Here is a 19,046-nt window from a genome sequence, read left to right as displayed (position 1 = left end):
TGCTTACTTGGCGGGGGTGGTCTTGGCGGCCTTGCCGGCCTTCGTCTCACCCTTGGCCTTGGCGATGGTCTCGTCCTTGGCCTTGGCGGCGTGGATCTCGCCCAGCGCGCGCTTGTACTCGTGCGGGAACACCTTGACGAACTTGGCGCGGCTGGTTTCCCAGTCGTCCAGGATGTCGCGGGCGCGCAGGCTGCCGGTCCAGCTGTGGTGCTGCTCGATCAGCGCCTTCAGCAGGTCCTCGTCGGCCTGGTCGCGGTGCCACACGGCGCGGTCGATGCTGGCCTCCTGCTCTGCCTTGGGCAGCACCTTGTCCAGCGCCACCTGGGCGGTGTTGCAGCGCTTGGCGAACTGGCCGTCCTCGTCGTAGACGTAGGCGATGCCGCCGCTCATGCCGGCGGCGAAGTTGCGGCCGGTCTTGCCCAGCACCACGGCCGTGCCGCCGGTCATGTACTCGCAGCCGTGGTCGCCGGTGCCTTCCACCACCGTGGTGGCGCCCGACAGACGCACCGCGAAGCGCTCGCCGGCCACGCCGCGGAAGAAGGCCTCGCCGCTGGTGGCGCCGAACAGCGCGGTGTTGCCGATGATGATGTTCTTCGCGGCATCGCCGCGGAAGTCGATCGACGGGCGCACCACGATGCGGCCACCGCTCAGGCCCTTGCCGGCGTAGTCGTTGGCATCACCGATCAGGTACTGCGTGATGCCCTTGGCCAGGAAGGCGCCGAAGCTCTGGCCACCCGTGCCTTCCATCTGCATGAAGATGGTGTGGTCGGGCAGGCCTTCCGGACGGTGCTTGATCAGCTCACCCGACAGCATGGCGCCCACGCTGCGGTTCAGGTTCTTCACGTCCTGCATGAACTGCACCTTCTCGCCACGCTGGATGGCGGGTTGGCACTTCTCGATCAGCTGCACGTCGAGCGCGCGCTCCAGGCCGTGGTCCTGGTCGGCCACGTGGTAGCGCGGCACGTCGGCCGGCACGGCCGGCACGTGGAACACCTTGCTGAAATCCAGGCCCTTGGCCTTCCAGTGCTGGATGGCCTTCTTGGTGTCCAGCAGGTCGGCACGACCGATCAGGTCGTCGAACTTGCGGATGCCCAGCTGGGCCATGATCTGGCGCGCTTCCTCGGCGACGAAGAAGAAGTAGTTCACCACGTGCTCGGGCTTGCCCGAGAACTTGGCGCGCAGCACCGGGTCTTGCGTGGCCACGCCCACCGGGCAGGTGTTCAGGTGGCACTTGCGCATCATGATGCAGCCCTCGACCACCAGCGGCGCGGTGGCGAAGCCGAATTCATCGGCCCCCAGCAGCGCGCCGATGACCACGTCGCGGCCGGTCTTCATCTGGCCGTCGGCCTGCACCCGCACGCGGGCCCGCAGGCGGTTCAGCACCAGGGTCTGCTGCGTCTCGGCCAGGCCCAGCTCCCAGGGCGTGCCGCAGTGCTTGATCGAGCTCCACGGCGAGGCGCCAGTGCCACCGTCATGGCCGGCGATCACGATGTGGTCGCTCTTGCACTTGGCCACGCCCGCGGCGATGGTGCCCACGCCCACTTCCGACACCAGCTTGGTGCTGATGCTGGCGCGCGGGTTGGCGTTCTTCAGGTCATGGATCAGCTGGGCCAGATCCTCGATCGAGTAGATATCGTGGTGCGGCGGCGGGCTGATGAGGCCCACGCCCGGCACGCTGTAGCGCAGGAAGCCGATGTACTCGCTCACCTTGCCGCCAGGCAGCTGGCCGCCCTCGCCCGGCTTGGCGCCCTGGGCCATCTTGATCTGGATCTGATCGGCCGAGACCAGGTACTCGGTGGTCACGCCGAAGCGGCCCGAGGCCACCTGCTTGATCTTCGAGCGCAGGCTGTCGCCGTCCTGCATCTCGTAGTCGGCCTCGATGACCTTGCTGCCGATGACGTCGGACACCTTGGTGCCCTTGACGATCTTGATGCCCTTGAGCTCGTTGCGGTAGCGGGCCGGGTCTTCGCCGCCCTCACCGGTGTTGCTCTTGCCGCCGATGCGGTTCATCGCGATGGCCAGCGTGCTGTGCGCCTCGGTCGAGATCGAGCCCAGCGACATGGCGCCGGTGGCGAAGCGCTTGACGATCTCGGCGGCGGGCTCCACCTCTTCCAGAGCGATGGCCTTGCTCGGGTCGAGCTTGAACTCGAACAGACCGCGCAGCGTCATGTGGCGCTTGCTTTGGTCGTTGATGAGCTGGGCGTATTCCTTGTAGGTGTCGAACTTGCCCGAGCGCGTGCTGTGCTGCAGCTTGGCGATGGCATCGGGCGACCACATGTGCTCCTCGCCGCGGGCGCGCCAGGCGTACTCGCCGCCGGCGTCCAGCATCGTGGCCAGCACGGGATCGTCGCCAAAGGCCGCGCGGTGCGTGCGCAAGGCTTCCTCGGCCACCTCGAACACGCCGATGCCGGCCACCTGCGAGGCCGTGCCGCGGAAGAACTTCTCGACGAAGTCCTTCTGCAGGCCGATGGCCTCGAACAGCTGGGCGCCGCAGTAGCTCATGTACGTGCTCACGCCCATCTTAGACATGATCTTCGACAGGCCCTTGCCGATCGCCTTGACGTAGTTGTAGATGGCCTTCTCGGCACTCAGCGCGCCCGGCAGTTCGGCGTGCATGGACGCCAGCGTCTCCATCGCCAGGTAGGGGTGCACGGCCTCGGCGCCATAGCCGGCCAGCACGGCGAAGTGGTGCACCTCGCGCGCCGAGCCGGTCTCGACCACCAGGCCCACGGTGGTGCGCAGGCCCTCGCGCACCAGATGGTGGTGCACGGCGGAGAGCGCCAGCAGCGCGGGGATCGCCACCTGGGTGCGGCCCATGCGGCGGTCGGTGATGATGATGATGTTGTGGCCGCTCTTGAGCGCGTCCACGGCCTCGGCGCACAGGCTGGCCAGCTTGGCTTCCACACCCTCGCGGCCCCAGGCCAGCGGGTAGGTGATGTCCAGCTCGTAGCTCTTGAACTTGCCACCGGTCTGCGCGTCGATGCCGCGCAGGCGCGCCATGTCGTCGAAGTCCAGCACCGGCTGCGTCACCTCCAGGCGCATCGGCGGGTTCACCGCGTTGATGTCCAGCAGGTTGGGGCGCGGGCCGATGAAGCTGTTCAGGCTCATCACGATGGCCTCGCGGATCGGGTCGATCGGCGGGTTCGTGACCTGGGCGAACAGCTGCTTGAAGTAGTTGTAGAGCGGCTTGTTCTTGTCGCTCAACACGGCCAGCGGGCTGTCATTGCCCATCGAGCCGATGGCTTCCTCGCCGGCCGCGGCCATGGGCGCCAGCAGGAACTTGATGTCTTCCTGCGTGTAGCCGAAGGCCTGCTGGCGGTCGAGCAGCGATTCGCTGAACGCGGCCGCGCCGGCGCTGACGTCCAGCGAATCCAGGCGGATGCGCACCTGGTCGATCCACTGGCGGTAGGGGCGTGCGCTGGCGTACTGGGCCTTCAGTTCCTCGTCGTCGACGATGCGGCCCTGCTCCAGATCGATCAGGAACATCTTGCCCGGCTGCAGGCGCCACTTCTTGACGATCTTGTTCTCGGGGATGGGCAGCACGCCGCTCTCAGAGGCCATCACCACCAGGTCGTCGTTGGTGACGATGTAGCGCGCCGGACGCAGGCCGTTGCGGTCGAGCGTGGCGCCGATCTGCTTGCCGTCGGTGAACACCATGGCGGCGGGGCCGTCCCAGGGCTCGATCATCGCGGCGTGGTACTCGTAGAACGCGCGGCGACGGGCATCCATCAGCTCGTGGTTCTCCCAGGCCTCGGGGATCATCATCATGGCCGCGTGGGCCAGCGGGTAGCCGCTCATCGTGAGCAGCTCCAGCGCGTTGTCGAAGGTGGCGGTGTCGCTCTGGCCCTCGAAGCTGATCGGGTACAGCTTCTTCAGGTCATCGCCCAGCACCGGGCTCTTCATCACGCCTTCGCGGGCGCGCATCCAGTTGAAGTTGCCCTTGACGGTGTTGATCTCACCGTTGTGGGCCACCATGCGGTACGGGTGGGCCAGCGGCCACTCGGGGAAGGTGTTGGTGGAGAAGCGCTGGTGCACCAGGGCCAGGGCCGAGACCACGCGCTCGTCGGCCAGGTCCTTGTAGTACACGCCCACCTGGTCGGCCAGCAGCAGGCCCTTGTAGATGATGGTGCGGCACGACATGCTGGGCACGTAGTACTCGCGGCTGTGCGTGAGCTTCAGGCGCTGGATGGCGGCCGAGGCGGTCTTGCGGATCACGTACAGCTTGCGCTCCAGCGCGTCGGGCACGATGACGTCGGCGCCGCGGCCGATGAACACCTGGCGGATCACCGGCTCCTTCTCGCGCACCATGGGGCTCATGGGCATCTCGAGGTTCACCGGCACGTCGCGCCAGCCCAGCAGCACCTGGCCCTCGGCCTTGATGGCGCGCTCCATCTCCTGCTCGCAGGCCAGGCGGCTGGCGTGCTCCTTGGGCAGGAAGATCATGCCCACGCCGTACTCGCCCGGGGGCGGCAGCGTGATGCCCTGGGCCGCCATCTCGGCGCGGTAGTACTCGTCGGGGATCTGGATCAGGATGCCCGCGCCGTCGCCCATCAGCTTGTCGGCGCCCACGGCGCCGCGGTGGTCGAGGTTCTCGAGGATCTTCAGGCCCTGCTGCACGATGTGGTGCGCGCGCTGGCCCTTGATGTGGGCGACGAAGCCCACGCCGCAGGCGTCCTTCTCGTTGGCCGGGTTGTACAGGCCGCTGTCGGCCAGGGCGGCGATCTCAGCGGCGCTGGCGGGGGTGTCATTCATCGGGGTGGCGGGGGTGGACGCGGACATGGCGCACTCCTTCCTGGCTTCAACGAGGGGATGCGGAATTTACTGCGGTGCAGCAAGGACCTCAAGCGCTATTAAATGGGGTCAGACTCAATTATTGATTTCGCACATAGTCGGTGCGCAATAAATAGGGACAGAGTCAAACCATCAGCACCGCTCGGCTGGAGCAAGTGCCGTTCCCGGCCTCAGGGCACTGGCGGGCGCGCCGGCCGGCCGCGGCGGCGTGGCTGCAGCGGGCGGTCGCCCTGCTCGGCCAGGGCGGCCAGGAAGGCGGCATCGCCCAGCGCCCAGCCGCCACGGCTGGCCGTGCCCAGCGCCACGGCGCGGGCCAGGCTCAGGCCCTCGTCGATGCGGCGGCGCCAGGCCGCCTCGCGCTCGAACGGGGTGTTGCCCAGGGCCCACCAGTCGGGGCCTTCGGTCAGCAGCGCGTCGCGGGCCAGGCCCAGGTGGGCGCGCACGCTGCTCCAGACATCGTCCTCGGGTGCCGCCACGCTGCCAGCGCGCAGCGCATGGGTGTCGAGGAAGAGCATGGCCTCCAGCAGCGGCTCGCCAGGCTGCACCACGGCGGCGCGGTAGCGGCCCGCCCACAGCGTGCCGCTGCGGCCGTGGCGGTGGTTGAAGCCGGCCACGTAGCGACGGCCCAGCGCCTGCATCGCGCCGCTCAGATCGGCCGCGGCCTCGGGCCGCAGCAGCAGGTGCACATGCGCGTCGGCCAGCGCCCAGCCCAGCACTGCCACGCGGCGCGGCACGGCGGCCTCGCGCAGCGCGGCCAGGAAGGCGCGACGGTCCTCGTCGTCCACGAACACCGGCTGCTGGTTGTGCCCGGCCAGCGTGACCAGATGGGCCAGGCCGGGCACGGCCAGGCGCGGCAGCCGGGCCATTCAGCGCCCGCCGTCGGCGCCGGCCGTGTCCGCGGCCGCAGTGCTCGCCGCCAGTTCGGCGAACAGGTCGCGGCCGGTCAGCCGGCGGTGCTCGCCGAGGGCGAAGCGGTCGGTCATGCCGGCGATGAAATCCGCCACCGCGCGGTGGCGGTCGTCGCGCGCGGCGAAGCCGGGCCGCATCTCCTGCGGCGCCGCCACATAGGCGGCGAACAGCTCGCGCACCACCTGGCGCGCCAGCTCGGTGGTGCGGTTGACCTGCGGATGCCGGTACAGCGCCTGGAACAGCAGGCGCTTGAGCGCAGTGCCCTCCTCGCGCATGGCATCCGAGAAGCCGATCAGCCGCGGCAGCGTGCGCGCCGCGTCGGCGCTGCCGGGCGCCGCCTCGCGCAGCCGCGCCGCCGAGGCGTCGATCACGTCATGCACCTGGGCCGAGAGCATGCGGCGGATGGTCTCGTACAGCAGGCGCCGGCCGGCGTCGGCGGCCAGCGCCGGGTGCTCGGCCAGCGCGGCGTCGCGGTGGCGGCGCACCAGCGGCAGCTCGCACACCTGGTCCAGCGTGATCAGGCCCGAGCGCACGCCGTCGTCGATGTCGTGCGCGTTGTAGGCGATGGCGTCGGCCAGGTCGGTGAGCTGCGCCTCCAGCCCGGGCCGCGTGCCATCGATGAAGCGCCGCGCCACGCCGCCGGGCTCGTCCGCCTCCAGCACCTCGGCATCGCGCCGGCTGCAGTGCTTGAGGATGCCCTCGCGGGTCTCGAACGTGAGGTTCAGGCCGTCGAAGGCGGCGTAGCGCGCCTCCAGCACATCCACCACGCGCAGGCTCTGCAGGTTGTGCTCGAAGCCACCGTGCTCGGCCATGCAGGCGTGCAGCGCGTCCTGGCCGGCGTGGCCGAAGGGCGTGTGGCCCAGGTCATGCGCCAGTGCGATGGCCTCCACCAGGTCTTCGTTGAGCCCCAGCGTGCGGGCGATGGCGCGGCCCAGCTGCGCCACCTCCAGCGAGTGCGTGAGCCGCGTGCGGAACAGGTCGCCCTCGTGGTTCAGGAACACCTGGGTCTTGTAGACCAGGCGCCGGAAGGCGGTGCTGTGGACGATGCGATCGCGGTCGCGCTGGAAGTCGTTGCGGTCGCGCGTGGCCACCACCGGGTGGCGCCGGCCGCGACTGGCGGCCGGATCGCTGCCCCAGGGCGCCAGGCGGGTCAGCGGATCGATGGACAGGGCGGGGGCGTCTTGCATGATCCGGTGCGGCGCGCGGTGGCGGGGTGGCTGCGGGCGGAGTGGCTCGGCTTGCGGTTCAGCGGGCCGTATGGGCGGCGATGACCTCGGCCACCAGCGCATCGGGCGCGGGGCGCATGGCCGCCTTGCCGGGGCCGTCGATGACGACGAAGCGGATCTCGCCGCCCTCGGCCTTCTTGTCCACCCGCATCAACTCGAACCAGCGCTCGATGGGCATCGCCGGCGCCTGCACCGGCAGGCCGGCGGCGGCCACCAGGCGCTCGATGCGCGCGACGAAGGCCGCGTCCACCAAGCCCAGCCGCGCCGACAGGTCGGCCGCCAGCACCATGCCGCAGGCCACGCCCTCGCCGTGCAGCCAGGCGCCGTAGCCCATGCCGGCCTCGATGGCGTGGCCGAAGGTGTGGCCGAAGTTCAGGATGGCGCGCAGGCCGCCCTCGCGCTCGTCCAGACCCACCACCCAGGCCTTGATCTCGCAGCTGCGGCGGATGGCGTGGGCCAGCGCCGCCTTGTCGCGCGCCATCAGCGCCGGCAGGTGGGCCTCGATCCAGTCGAGGAAGGCCATGTCGGCGATCGGCCCGTACTTGATCACCTCGGCCAGGCCGGCCGACAGCTCGCGGTCGGGCAGCGTGTCCAGCATGTCCAGATCGCACAGCACCCGCTGCGGCTGGTAGAACGCGCCGATCATGTTCTTGCCCAGCGGGTGGTTGACGGCCGTCTTGCCGCCCACCGACGAATCCACCTGCGCCAGCAGCGTGGAGGGCACCTGCACGAAGGGCACGCCGCGCATGTAGCAGGCGGCGGCAAAGCCGGTCATGTCGCCCACCACGCCGCCACCCAGCGCGTACAGCACGGTCTTGCGGTCGCAGCCGGCGCCCAGCAGCGCATCGAACACCTGGTTCAGCGTCTGCCAGTCCTTGTGCGCCTCGCCGTCGGGCAGCACCACCTGCAGCACGCGGCGGTGGCGGGTGGCCAGGCGCTCGGCCAGACGCTGCGCATACAGCGGGGCGACGACGGTGTTGCTGACGATCAGCGCATCGGCCGAGGTGGGCAAACCGTCGAAGGCGGCCGCGTCGGCCAGCAGACCGCTGCCGATCAGGATGTCGTAGCTGCGGTCGCCCAGGTCGATGGGCACGCGCAGCGTGGAGGGGTTGCTCATGGTGGCCAGTGTATGCGGCCCCCAAGCTCGGCCCGGCACTGCGACCCGGCACCGCGGCCCGGTCGGCGCGGGTGCGCCCTCTCAGTGCTCGGCGCTGCCGCGGGCCGCCGCCACGGGCGGGCGCGCCGGGTCGAGCACACCCACCAGTTCCAGCTGCATCAGGATCATGTTCACCAGCGTGGGCACCGATGGCCGGCCGGTCTCGATGACGTAGCGCGCTGCCTCGCGGTACAGCGGGTCGCGCTCGCGGAACAGGTCACGCAGGCGCTTGAGCGGATCGGCCACCTGCAGCAGCGGGCGCTGCGTGTCGTGCCGCAGCCGGCGGAACAGTTCCTCCGGCGTGGAGCGCAGGTAGATCACCACGCAGTGCTGCTGCAGCGCCTGGCGGTTGGCCTCGCGCAGCACCGTGCCGCCGCCGGTGGCCAGCACCATGCCGGGCTGCCGGGCCAGCTCGGCCACCACGCGCTGCTCCAGGTCGCGGAAGGCCGCCTCGCCCTGCTGCTCGAAGTACAGGCGGATCGGGCAGCCGATCTGCTGCTCGATGACCTGATCGCTGTCGACGAACCGCCAGCCGAGGTGGCGCGCGAGCTGACGGCCCACGGTGGACTTGCCGGAACCCGGCATGCCCACCAGGGCGATGGTCAGTTCGGGTTGGTGCACGTGGCCACGTCTTTGCCGAACGGACTCACGGAGCCGGCCGGCGCCACGGTCTTGACGCTGTAGTCCGAACCCAGCTTGTCGAGCGGGAAGTCCTTGTAGGTGCTCGACTCGGTGCCGGCCACCACCGCCGTGGCGGTCAGGCGCACGCCCATCCACGAGGCGATGCTCTCGGCATAGCGCATCGTGATCGTGGCCACGCCGTTGGCGTCGGTGGTCACGGTGGAGTTCAGCAGCGCCACCAGGTTGCCCGGCGTCAGCACGCCGTCGCCGTTGGTGTCCTCACCGGCGTCGAGGCGGCCGTTGTAGTTGTTGCGGTCCTCGTTCAGGCACTCCAGGTAGCTGGCGTAGACCCACATCGACGCGGTGTCGCTCCACACCAGCTGGCCCTTGGCGTAGTAGTTCGGGATCACCTTGATCGTCACCGGCACGTTGGTCACGCGCACGCCGTTGGCGTCGGTGACGTACACCGTCCAGTTCTTCTCGTAGGTCTGCGTGTCGTAGTTGCTGATCGTGTTGCCGGTGCCCAGCGCGATGAACAGCGCGCTCTGGTTCACGGTCAGCTTCGCCGTGCCGCTGACGGCCACGTTGCTGGCCACCGTGGCCTTGAGCTGCACCGCACCGCTGGCCGTGCTCTCGGCGCCCGACACGTACTGCACCGTGGCCACGCCGTTCAGGTCGGTGACGGCCGAGGCCTGCTGCAGCCGGCCGCCGCTGGGGTCGGCCACCTGGCTGAAGTTGACCGTCGCGTCGGCCACCGGGTTGCTGTTGGCATCGGTGACCTTGGCCACCAGCGTGGCCTGGTTGGTGGTGCTGCCCGTGGCGTTGGGCGCCAGCGCGGTGGGCGAGATCTGCAGCACCAGCGTGGCCGGCGTGGTGGCCACGAAGCTCAGCGGCAGCGTGGCCTGCACCGCCGAGCCGCCGGCCAGCGTGGCGCTGACCGTGGCGCTGCCCGCGAAGCCCGAGACGATGGTGACCGAGGCCTGGCCCGTGGCATCGGTGACCACGCTGTTGGCACTGAGCACGCCGATCGTGGCCGCCAGGTTGACGGCGGCATTGGCCTGCACGACACCGGCCTTGCGGTAGCGCAGCGTCAGCGTCTTGCTCTGGCCCACCACCACCTTGGTGCTGGCCGCGGGGGTGATGAAGGCGAGGTCCTCGTCGCTGCCGCTGACGGTGATGGCCGTCGACACGGTGGCGCCGGCGCCGCTGACCGACACGGTGTCCGCCCCCGACTTGGTGGCCGTGTAGGTGACGATGGCCTGGCCGGCCGAATCGGTGGTGGCGGTGGCCGGCAGGCCGTTGCCCAGCGTGCTGCTCAGGCCCAGCGTGACCCCGGGAATCACCACGCCCTTGGAATCGGTGGCGGTGAAGGTCAGCTGCATGGTCGAGCCGATGTTCACCGTGGTGGCGCCCGACACGGCCAGCTTGGTGTTCACGATCGGCACGTTCAGCGTCTGCCGCGCCGCGCCCGACACCACCGTGACCACGGCCGTGCGGTTGCTCTTGTCGCTGCCGGCGTCCAGGGCGGCGGTGGCGATGCCGTTGCTGTTGGTGCTGGTCACCTGGTTGCTGATGCGGCCCTTGTCGACGCTCCAGCTCACCGGCGCACTCACCTTGGCCAGGTTGTTGCCGTCCTTGACGAAGGCGCTGATCGTCACCTGCTCACCGCCGGTGCCGATGCTCGACTGCGAGGCGATCAGCTCGATCGACGTGGTGGTCGGGCTGATGCCCACCTGCACCGAGCTGGTCTGGGCCGCCGATCCGGTGCCCGAGGTGGCGCTGATCGTGGCGGTGCTGGTGGTGCTGGGGTTGACGCCGGTGGGCGTGTAGATGGCGGTGGCCACGCCGCTGGCGTTGGTCACCGAGGACTGGCCGCTCAGGCTGCCGGCCGAGGTCTGCCAGGCGACGGCGGCGCCGCTGATGGCCACGTTGGCGCTGTCCTTGACCACCGCGGTGATGGTGAGCGTGCTGCCATCGGTGCCGACGGCCGCGGCGCTGGAGCTGACCACGACGGTGCGCGCGCCCTGCAGGGCCACGCTGGTGCTGCCCTTGGCCGATCCCGAGGTGGCGGTGATCGTGGCCGCCGTGGCGGCCGCGCGGTCGGCGTCGGTGGCCGAGAAGGTGGCCACCGCAGTGCCGTTGGCATCGGTGGTGGTGGCCGCGCCGGTCAGCGAGCCGGCGCTCGACGACCAGGTGATGGCCGTGCTGGGCATGGCCACGTTGTTGGCGTCCTTGACCACCGCGGTGATCGTGACCGTGCTGCTGCCGTCACCCAGCGTGGCATTGCTGGTGGTCACGTCGACCTTGGCCGCCGTCGAGCTGCCGCTGGTGCCGCCGCCCACGAAGGGCGTGCCGGAACTGCCACCACCGCCGCAGCCCACAAGCGCCACGGTGGCCACGGTGACCATCGCGGTCAGCCATGACTTGATCTTCACGAAACTCATCGAAGCGCTCCCGCTCGGGCGTTGTGCTGACCTGCGATTCCGAACTCAGCGCACCTGGGCGCGTTCGGTCACGATCTTCGGCGTGATGAAGATCAGCAGTTCGGTCTTGTTGTTGTACTTGGTGGTGTTCTTGAACAGGTTGCCGACCACCGGCACGTCGCCGAGGAAGGGCACCTTGTTGACGTCGGTGCGCTCGTCCTGCGTGAAGATGCCACCGATGACCACCGTGCCGCCGTTCTCCACCAGCACCTGCGTCTTGGCATGCTTGGTGTTGATGGCCGGGCCGGCCGTGGTGCTCTCGCCGCGGCTGTCCTTGGCCACGTCGAGGTCCATGATCACGCTGCCCTCGGGGGTGATCTGCGGCGTCACCTCCAGCTTCAGGCTGGCCTTCTTGAACTGGATGCTGGTGGCGCCGCTGGAGCTGGCCACCTGGTAGGGGATTTCCTCGCCCTGCTCGATGATGGCCTTGCCCTGGTCGGCGGTGATGACGCGCGGGCTGGACACGATCTTGCCCTTGCCGTCGGCTTCCAGCGCCGAGAGCTCCAGATTCAGGATGCGGTTGGCCGAGGGGCTGAACAGCGACAGCGCCAGCGTGGCGGCCGACGCGCTGCCCAGCGCGCTGGTGGAGGCCGGCAGGTTCACCATCTGCGAGGCCGCCGAGGTGGTGGCCGAGGTGGCCCCGGTCACGCCCAGCTGGTTCAGCGCATTGGTGTAGGTGCTGCCGATCTGCACATAGTTGCCGCCGCCCACGCTGTAGCCCGGCACGCCGCCGTTCAGGCCGCGCAGGTCGGTGGCCCCCAGACGGGCACCCAGCGCGCGGCCGAACTTGTCATCGGCCTCGACGATGCGCGCCTCGATCAGCACCTGGCGCACCGGGATGTCGATCTTGGCGATCAGCTGGGACACTTCCTCCAGCTTGCTGGGGATGTCGTTGACGAAGATCTGGTTGGTGCGCGTGTCCGACGAGGCCACGCCACGGCTGGTCAGGATGCGGGCCGCCGAGCCGGCGGTCGCGGCTGCGGCCGCACCGGCCGAGCTGCCCGAGCCCGACTGGCCGAGCAGCGTCTTCACCAAGTCATCGGCCTTGGCGTAGTTGAGCTGGAAGGCCTGCGTGCGCAGCGGCTCCAGGTCGGCCAGCTTCTTCTTCGCCTCGAGCTCGATCTGCTCCTTGGCCGCCAGCTCGTCCTTGGGGGCGATCCACAGCACGTTGCCGCTCTTCTTCACCCCCAGGCCCTTGCTCTGCAGGATGATGTCCAGCGCCTGGTCCCAGGGCACGTCCTTCAGGCGCAGCGTGACATTGCCGGTGACGGTGTCGCTGGTCACGACGTTGAAGTCGGTGAAGTCGGCGATGACCTGCAGCAGCGCGCGGATCTCGATGTTCTGGAAGTTCAGGCTCAGCTTCTGGCCACCGAAACCGGGGCCTTGCGTGAGCTTGTTCGGGTCGATCTTGACCGGCCGCACCTCCAGCACGAACTGGTTGTCGCTCTGGTAGGCGCTGTGCTCCCAGGCCCCCTTGGGCTCGATCAGCATGCGCACGCGGTCACCGCTCTGGAACGCGGCCACGCTCTGCACCGGGGTGCCGAAGTCGGTGACGTCCAGGCGGCGGCGCAGCGTGGCCGGCAGGCTGGAGCGCAGGAACTCGACCACCAGGCTCTGGCCCTGCTGGCGGATGTCCACGCCCACCTGGGTGCTGGCCAGGGCCACCACCACACGGCCGGCGCCGTCGGCACCGCGGCGGAAGTCGATGTCGCGCAGCGGCAGGGCTTCGGCGTTCTCGGGCTTGGCGAAATGCGTGGCCTCGCCGGTGGAGGCGGTGGCGGCCGGCGCAGCGCTGTTGCCTTCCAGCACCACCACCAGCACCTTGCCCTGCAGCTCGGCGCGGTAGCCGGCGCTCTGGCGCAGGTTCAGCACCAGGCGCGTGCGCTCGCCGGTCTGGGCCACGGCCACCGAGCGCAGGTTGCCCTGGTTGATGTCCACCAGGTTGCGGCCGATGGCATTGGCCAGCGGCGGCAGATCGAGCGCGACGCGCGGCGGCGCCTGCACCGAGAAGCCGGTGGGCACGGCGGCCAGCGGTTCGGCCAGTTCGATGCGCACCACGTCGGCCCCGGCCTGCTGAGTGCTGGTGATGGACCGGATGGCGTTCTCGGCCAGCGCGGCAAGCGGTGCAGCCAGAGCCAGCCCCGTCGCCAACAGTCGGGCGGCAAGCCTGGCGCGCCACTTCCCCATGGTGTTCTCCTGCACAAATCTCATCGCGCCTTCTCCTGCAGCTGGAGCGTGCCGGCACGTTCGGTCCACTCGCCGGTGGCGTCCTGCACGATCTCGCGCAGCGTCACCTCGGTCTCGCTGATGCGCGTGATGCGGCCGTAGTTCTGGCCGATGTGGTCGCCCGCCTTCACCTGGTAGAGCAGGTTGTCCACCTTCAGCAGGGCAAAGGGCACGCCCGCCTTGGTCACGCTGCCCACCATGGCCATGGCGTCCAGCGGATAGGCCTCCAGCGGCTCCTTGCGGCGGTTGAACTCGGCGGCAAAGGCCGAGTTGGGCTGCCGCGCCTCCTGCTTGACGGCCACCGCCAGCTTCTGGTTGCTGAACGGGTCGACCGACTGCGCCACCTCGTAGGGCGCGGGGTCGAACTTCTTCGGCGCGGCCAGCGGCTGCACGCTGGGCTTGACCTCGCGGCGCTGCTGGTCCATCCAGCCTTGCAACTCCTGCTGGTCGGCGTCGCAGGCGCTCAGCAGCGCGGCGGCGGCCAGCGCCAGGGCGGGCAGCGCACGCAGACGCCAGGCGGCGCGGGGGCTCGGGCGGCGGATCACTTGCGCGCTCCCTTGGCCTTGGCGGCGTCGGCGGCGGCCTTGGCCTTGCGCACCTCGGCCAGCTCGGCCACGTCCAGGTAGCGGTAGGTGCGGGCCACGGCATCCATCGTGAGGTTGCCGGCCGTGTCCTTGGCCACCGGCGCAATGGCCAGGTTGTGCAGCGTGACGATGCGCGACAGGTTGGACACGTCGGCCGCGAAGGCGCCGATGTCGTGGTACCGGCCGGTCACGCGCAGCGTGATCGGCAGCACCGCGTAGTAGTCCTTGACCTCGCTCTGGCCGGGGCGGAACAGGTCGAACTGCAGGCCACGGCCGATGCCGGCCTGGTTGATGTCGGACAGCAGTGCGTCCATCTCGGCCTTGCCGGGCAGCTGGCGCTCGAGCTGGGTGACGTACTCCTGCACCTGCTGCTTCTGCTTGCGCAGTTCGGACAGGTTGACGGCCTGGCCCAGCTTGGCACGGTAGTCGGTTTTCAGGCCCGGCTCGACATTGCGTGCGGCTTCCAGCGCGTCGGCGGCGCCTGAGACAGCCAGCACCCAGCCCAGGCCCAGGGCCAGAGCGGCGGCGCCCAGCCAGGCGCACAGCTTGGGCAGCAGGGGCCACTGGCCGGGCTCGCGCGGGTTCAGGTCGCGGAACTGGGCGCTGGCCTTGCTGGCCAGCACGGCGACGTCCAGGGCGGCGGGTTGGGTGCTGCGAGTGGCCATCGCGGGGTTCCTCAGGCGGCCCGGGCCGACGCGGCGGCCGCGGGCGCTGGCGCGGACGCACCGGCCGCCGGCGTGCCCGGCAGCTTGACGGTCATGCGCATCGAGAACTCGAACAGCCGCCGCGCATCACGCGAGCCGGCCACCGGTGGCAGCGTCACGGCCTTGATCTCGACCAGTTCCACGCGGCTGAGCCATTGCGAGTTGTTCTGCGTGTTGCGCAGGAATTCGGACACGCGCTCGTTGGTCTGCGCCACGCCGCTGACCTGCACCACGGCATCGGTCTGGCGCAGGCTGCTCAGGTAGACGCCCTCGGGCGTCTGGCGCACCAGTTCGTCGAGCAGGTGCACCGGCACGTTGCGGTTGAGCTGCAGGTCTTCCACCGCGGCCTGGCGGGCCTTCAGGCCCTCGATGTCGCCCTTGAGCGTGGCGATGTCCTTGATCTGCGCCTCGAGCTTGCCGATCTCGCCGCGCAGGAAGGTGTTGCGCTCTTCCTGCTGCTGGGTGAGCTGCTGCACGGCGACCGTCCAGGCGCCCGCCGCCAGCGCGCCCACCAAGGCGGACACGCCCAGACCGACGAAGAAGTTGCGCTTGCGCTGGCGACGCCGCTCCTCGCGGTGCGGCAGCAGGTTGATGAGGATCATGCGAGGAACCTGCGCATCGCCAGGCCACAGGCGGTGAGGTAGGACGGCGCATCCTTGCGCACCTTGGCCTCGCGCACGCCCGAGCCGATCTTCATGCCCTCGAAGGGGTTCACCACCATCGACGCGAAGCCGGTGAGCTCGGTGACGCGGTCCTTCAGGCCCGGCAGACCGGCGGTGCCGCCGGCCAGCATCACGTAGTGCACCTTGTGGTGCGGCGTGCTGGTGAAGAAGTACTGCAGCGCGCGGCCGATTTCCTGCGACAGGCTGTCGACGAAGGGCACCAGGATGGACGCCTCGTAGTCCTCGGGCAGGTCGCCGGCCAGCTTCTTCTGCTCGGCCTCCTCGAAGGAGAAGCCGTACTGGCGCGAGATCAGCGTGGTGAGCTGCGAGCCACCGAAGGCCTGGTCGCGGTCGTAGAGCATCTCGCCCTCGCGCAGCACCTTCAGGCTGGTGGTGTCGGCGCCGATCTCGAACAGCGCGACCAGCGCATCGCGTCCGCCCTGCGGCAGCGACTCGACCAACCGGCTCATGGCCAGCAGCGAGGCGTGGCTTTCGATGTCCAGCACCATGGGCTTGAGGCCTGCGGCCTCGGCCAGGCCCTGGCGGTCCTGCACACGCTCCTTGCGCGAGGCGGCGATCAGCACCTCGACATCGCCGCTGGACGTGGCGCTGGGGCCGATGACGCAGAAGTCCAGGCTCACCTCTTCCAGCGAGAACGGGATGTACTGGTTGGCCTCGGACTCGACCTGCAGCTCCAGCTCGTCCTCGCTGAGGCCGGCCGGCAGCATGATGCGCTTGGTGATCACCGCCGACTGCGGCATGGCCATCGCCACCTGCCGGGTCTTGGTGCTGCTCTTGTCGAGCAGCTTGCGCACCGCGGCGGCCACCTCGTCGAACTTCTCGATCTGCCCGTCGGTGATCCAGCCCTTCTCGAAAGGCTCGGACGCCAGCCGCTCCAGCACGTACTCGCCGCTGGCCGAGCGACCCAGCTCGACCAGCTTGGCGCTGGACGAGCTGATGTCCAGCCCGATCATCGGCGGATGCTTGCGACCCAACAGCAGGTCCAGAAAGCTCACGGGTGACGTCTCCCGGTCGCCGCGCACGGCAGGTTCAAGGGGGTGGCAACACTTAAGAAGTTACTTCAATGCTAGCAGTAAAGCCTTTGTAGCCCAAAGATATTTACCGTTTCGGCCCCGCGGCGACGTTGCGCCTCGCCGACGTGCGCGGCGTCATTTGAAACAAGCCGCAAGACCCATTCCCGCCGCGTCGGCGGGGGTCTGGCGGCAGCCGGGGGGCGCCGCGGCCTTTCTATACACTCGGCGCCCACATGAGTTCGACCGAGCCGCCCGCGGCACCCTCCCCCTCCCCGGCGCGTGCCGCGCCCGGCCGCCGCTGGTGGTGGCGCCTGCTGGCCTGGTTGGCCGGCACGGCACTGGCGCTGGGCCTGGCCGGCGCCTTGCTGATCGCCGTGGCGCTGGCCGTGGCCTACCCCAACCTGCCCGAGATCGACGGCCTGGCCGACTACCGGCCCAAGCTGCCGCTGCGGGTGTATTCGTCCGACGGCGTGCTGCTGGGCGAATTCGGCGAGGAGCGACGCACCTACACGCCGATCGCGCAGATTCCCAAGGTGATGCGCGACGCGGTGCTGGCCATCGAGGACGCCCGCTTCTACCGCCATGGCGGCGTGGACTACCTGGGCGTGCTGCGTGCCGGCCTGGCCCAGTTCAACAAGGCCAAGAGCCAGGGCGCCAGCACCATCACCATGCAGGTGGCGCGCAATTTCTACCTCAGCACCGAGAAGACCTTCACCCGCAAGATCTACGAGATCCTGCTGGCGCTGAAGATCGAGCGGCAGCTCAGCAAGGACCAGATCCTCGAGCTGTACATGAACCAGATCTTCCTGGGCCAGCGCGCCTACGGCTTCGCGGCCGCCGCCGAGATCTACTACGGCAAGGCGCTGAAGGACCTGAGCGTGGCCGAGGCGGCCATGCTGGCCGGGCTGCCGCAGGCGCCGTCGGCCTACAACCCGGTGAGCAACCCGCAGCGCGCCAAGCGGCGCCAGCAGTACATCATCGACCGGATGGAGGCCAACGGCTTCATCACCGAGGAGCAGGCCGAGCGCGCCCGCGCCGAGACCCCGAAGCTGCGCGCCCCCACCGAGGCCGCGGTGCATGCCGAGTTCGTGACCGAGACGGTGCGCCAGCTGGTGGCCAGCCAGTACGGCGCCGACACCACCACGCGCGGGTTGAACGTCACGATCACCATCGATTCCACCGACCAGGCCGCCGCCTACCGCGCGCTGCGCCGCGGCCTGCTGGACTACGAACGCCGCCAGCACTACCGCGGGCCGGAAGACTTCGTCGAACTGCCCAAGGACGCCGCAGCGCTGGACACCCGCATCGCCGAGGCCCTGGCCGAACACCCCGACAACGACGAGCTGAAGGCTGCCGTGGTGCTGGAGGCCTCGGCCCGCAAGGTGGTGGCCGTGCTGCAGAGCGGCGAGCAGATCACCGTCACCGGCGACGGCCTGAAGCCGGTGGCCTCGGGCCTGGCCGACAAGGCCGAGCCGCAGAAGCAGATCCGCCGCGGCGCCGTGGTGCGCGCCACCCGCAGCGGCGCCAAGGGCGAGTGGACGCTGACCCAGCTGCCCGAGGTGGAGGGCGCCTTCGTGGCGCTGGACCCGCGCACCGGCGCCATCCGCGCGCTGGTGGGCGGCTTCGACTTCGGCAAGAACAAGTTCAACCACGTCACCCAGGCCTGGCGCCAGCCGGGCTCGAGCTTCAAGCCCTTCATCTACTCGGCGGCGCTGGAAAAAGGCTTCACGCCGATGACCGTGGTCAACGACGCGCCGCTGTTCTTCGACGCCGGCACCACCGGCAGCCAGCCCTGGGAGCCGAAGAACTACGACGGCAAGTTCGAAGGCCCGATGCCGCTGAAGACCGCGCTGGCCAAGTCCAAGAACATGGTCTCCATCCGCGTGCTGCAGTCCACCGGCGTGAAGTTCGCGCAGGACTGGGTGACGCGCTTCGGCTTCGAGGCCGACAAGCACCCGGCCTACCTGACCATGGCGCTGGGCGCCGGCTCGGTCACGCCGCTGCAGATGGCCAGCGCCTACGGCGTGTTCGCCACCGGCGGCCTGCGCAGCCAGCCGGCGCTGATCACCCGCATCGCCGACGCCAAGGGCCGCGTGCTGCTGCAGGCGCCGATGGCCGCGGCCGACGAATCGGCCCGCGCCATCGACGCCCGCAACGCCTACGTGATGACCCAGCTGATGGGCGAGGTGACGCGTGCCGGCACCGCCGCCAAGGTCTACCAGACCTTCAAGCGCCTGGACCTGTACGGCAAGACCGGCACGACCAACGACTCGATGGACGCCTGGTTCGCCGGCTTCCAGCCCAACCTGGTGGCCGTGGTGTGGATCGGCTATGACACGCCGCGCAAGCTGGGCGACCGCGAAACCGGCGGCGGCCTGGCGCTGCCGGTGTGGATCGAATTCATGCAGCACGCACTGAAGAAGCTGCCCGAACAGCAGCCCCCCGTGCCCGATGGCCTGATGCAGCGCGGTGGCGACTGGGTGTTCGAGGAGTTCGGCAGCGGCGGTGGCGTCAGCAGCGTGGGCCTGGACGACAAGCTGCCTCAGCCCGCCAGCGAGGACGAGAAGAAGGGCATCCTCGATCTCTTCAAAAGATAGCTGGGGCACCCGGCCCCGCGGGTACGCGGGGCCACCCGCCGGGCGGGTTGCGG

Annotated in this window: 12 protein-coding genes; 1 reads left to right on the top strand and 11 read right to left on the bottom strand. The window is 69.6% G+C overall.

The genetic code is table 11. The annotated features are described in order from the left end of the window. Positions 1-3: 3 nt before the first annotated feature. The 11 genes from AACH10_RS24420 to AACH10_RS24370 form a co-directional block, all read right to left on the bottom strand. The gene (locus tag AACH10_RS24420; protein ID WP_423228656.1) at positions 4-4,779 is read right to left on the bottom strand and encodes a glutamate synthase-related protein; all 4,776 of its coding nucleotides are present in this window, start codon (positions 4,777-4,779) and stop codon (positions 4-6) included. Between the two features lie 182 nt (positions 4,780-4,961). Beyond that, positions 4,962-5,657, bottom strand: coding sequence for a transposase (locus AACH10_RS24415; RefSeq protein WP_341413159.1), 696 nt, complete (start codon positions 5,655-5,657; stop codon positions 4,962-4,964). Further along, positions 5,658-6,887, bottom strand: a complete 1,230-nt coding sequence (locus AACH10_RS24410) for a deoxyguanosinetriphosphate triphosphohydrolase (RefSeq protein WP_341413158.1) — start codon at positions 6,885-6,887, stop codon at positions 5,658-5,660. Between the two features lie 58 nt (positions 6,888-6,945). Continuing rightward, positions 6,946-8,043, bottom strand: a complete 1,098-nt coding sequence (gene aroB / locus AACH10_RS24405) for a 3-dehydroquinate synthase (protein ID WP_341413157.1) — start codon at positions 8,041-8,043, stop codon at positions 6,946-6,948. An 81-nt stretch (positions 8,044-8,124) separates the two neighbouring features. After that, on the bottom strand, positions 8,125-8,688 hold the full coding sequence (locus tag AACH10_RS24400) for a shikimate kinase (RefSeq protein WP_341413291.1): 564 nt from the start codon (positions 8,686-8,688) through the stop codon (positions 8,125-8,127). Continuing rightward, positions 8,685-11,147, bottom strand: coding sequence for a beta strand repeat-containing protein (locus tag AACH10_RS24395; RefSeq protein WP_341413156.1), 2,463 nt, complete (start codon positions 11,145-11,147; stop codon positions 8,685-8,687). Before AACH10_RS24395 ends, AACH10_RS24400 begins: the two co-directional genes overlap by 4 nt. 45 nt (positions 11,148-11,192) lie before the next feature. Then, positions 11,193-13,397 (bottom strand): type IV pilus secretin PilQ, encoded by a 2,205-nt coding sequence (locus AACH10_RS24390; protein WP_341413155.1) that lies wholly within the window; start codon positions 13,395-13,397, stop codon positions 11,193-11,195. After that, positions 13,394-13,954: a pilus assembly protein PilP gene (locus AACH10_RS24385; RefSeq protein ID WP_423228662.1), complete on the bottom strand. Its 561-nt coding sequence runs from the start codon at positions 13,952-13,954 to the stop codon at positions 13,394-13,396. Before AACH10_RS24385 ends, AACH10_RS24390 begins: the two co-directional genes overlap by 4 nt. Beyond that, positions 13,954-14,661 (bottom strand): type IV pilus inner membrane component PilO, encoded by a 708-nt coding sequence (locus tag AACH10_RS24380; protein WP_341413154.1) that lies wholly within the window; start codon positions 14,659-14,661, stop codon positions 13,954-13,956. The genes AACH10_RS24385 and AACH10_RS24380 overlap by 1 nt, the downstream gene beginning before the upstream one ends. Positions 14,662-14,672: 11 nt before the next feature. Further along, positions 14,673-15,302, bottom strand: a complete 630-nt coding sequence (locus AACH10_RS24375) for a PilN domain-containing protein (protein WP_341413153.1) — start codon at positions 15,300-15,302, stop codon at positions 14,673-14,675. Next, entirely contained in the window at positions 15,299-16,378 is a 1,080-nt protein-coding gene (locus AACH10_RS24370) for a pilus assembly protein PilM (protein WP_341413152.1), read from the bottom strand. Before AACH10_RS24370 ends, AACH10_RS24375 begins: the two co-directional genes overlap by 4 nt. A gap of 251 nt (positions 16,379-16,629) precedes the next feature. Between AACH10_RS24370 and AACH10_RS24365 the strand changes: the two genes are divergently transcribed. Next, positions 16,630-18,993 carry a penicillin-binding protein 1A gene (locus AACH10_RS24365; RefSeq protein ID WP_341413151.1) on the top strand — a complete coding sequence of 788 codons (2,364 nt, stop codon included), beginning with the start codon at positions 16,630-16,632 and terminating at the stop codon, positions 18,991-18,993. Positions 18,994-19,046 lie beyond the last annotated feature (53 nt).

The organism is Pseudaquabacterium inlustre (assembly GCF_038066595.1).
Classification (GTDB): domain Bacteria; phylum Pseudomonadota; class Gammaproteobacteria; order Burkholderiales; family Burkholderiaceae_C; genus Pseudaquabacterium; species Pseudaquabacterium inlustre.
The sequence above is the reverse complement of the archived record's forward strand: the minus strand, read 5'-3'. Positions and strand labels throughout refer to the sequence as shown.

What these genes read in the sequence shown, in the direction of transcription:
- AACH10_RS24420 (WP_423228656.1), bottom strand. Translation starts at nt 4,779, where the DNA reads ATGTCCGCGTCCACCCCCGCCACCCCGATGAATGACACCCCCGCCAGC.
- AACH10_RS24415 (WP_341413159.1), bottom strand. Translation starts at nt 5,657, where the DNA reads ATGGCCCGGCTGCCGCGCCTGGCCGTGCCCGGCCTGGCCCATCTGGTC.
- AACH10_RS24410 (WP_341413158.1), bottom strand. Translation starts at nt 6,887, where the DNA reads ATGCAAGACGCCCCCGCCCTGTCCATCGATCCGCTGACCCGCCTGGCG.
- aroB (WP_341413157.1), bottom strand. Translation starts at nt 8,043, where the DNA reads ATGAGCAACCCCTCCACGCTGCGCGTGCCCATCGACCTGGGCGACCGC.
- AACH10_RS24395 (WP_341413156.1), bottom strand. Translation starts at nt 11,147, where the DNA reads ATGAGTTTCGTGAAGATCAAGTCATGGCTGACCGCGATGGTCACCGTG.
- AACH10_RS24390 (WP_341413155.1), bottom strand. Translation starts at nt 13,397, where the DNA reads ATGAGATTTGTGCAGGAGAACACCATGGGGAAGTGGCGCGCCAGGCTT.
- AACH10_RS24380 (WP_341413154.1), bottom strand. Translation starts at nt 14,661, where the DNA reads ATGGCCACTCGCAGCACCCAACCCGCCGCCCTGGACGTCGCCGTGCTG.
- AACH10_RS24375 (WP_341413153.1), bottom strand. Translation starts at nt 15,302, where the DNA reads ATGATCCTCATCAACCTGCTGCCGCACCGCGAGGAGCGGCGTCGCCAG.
- AACH10_RS24365 (WP_341413151.1), top strand. Translation starts at nt 16,630, where the DNA reads ATGAGTTCGACCGAGCCGCCCGCGGCACCCTCCCCCTCCCCGGCGCGT.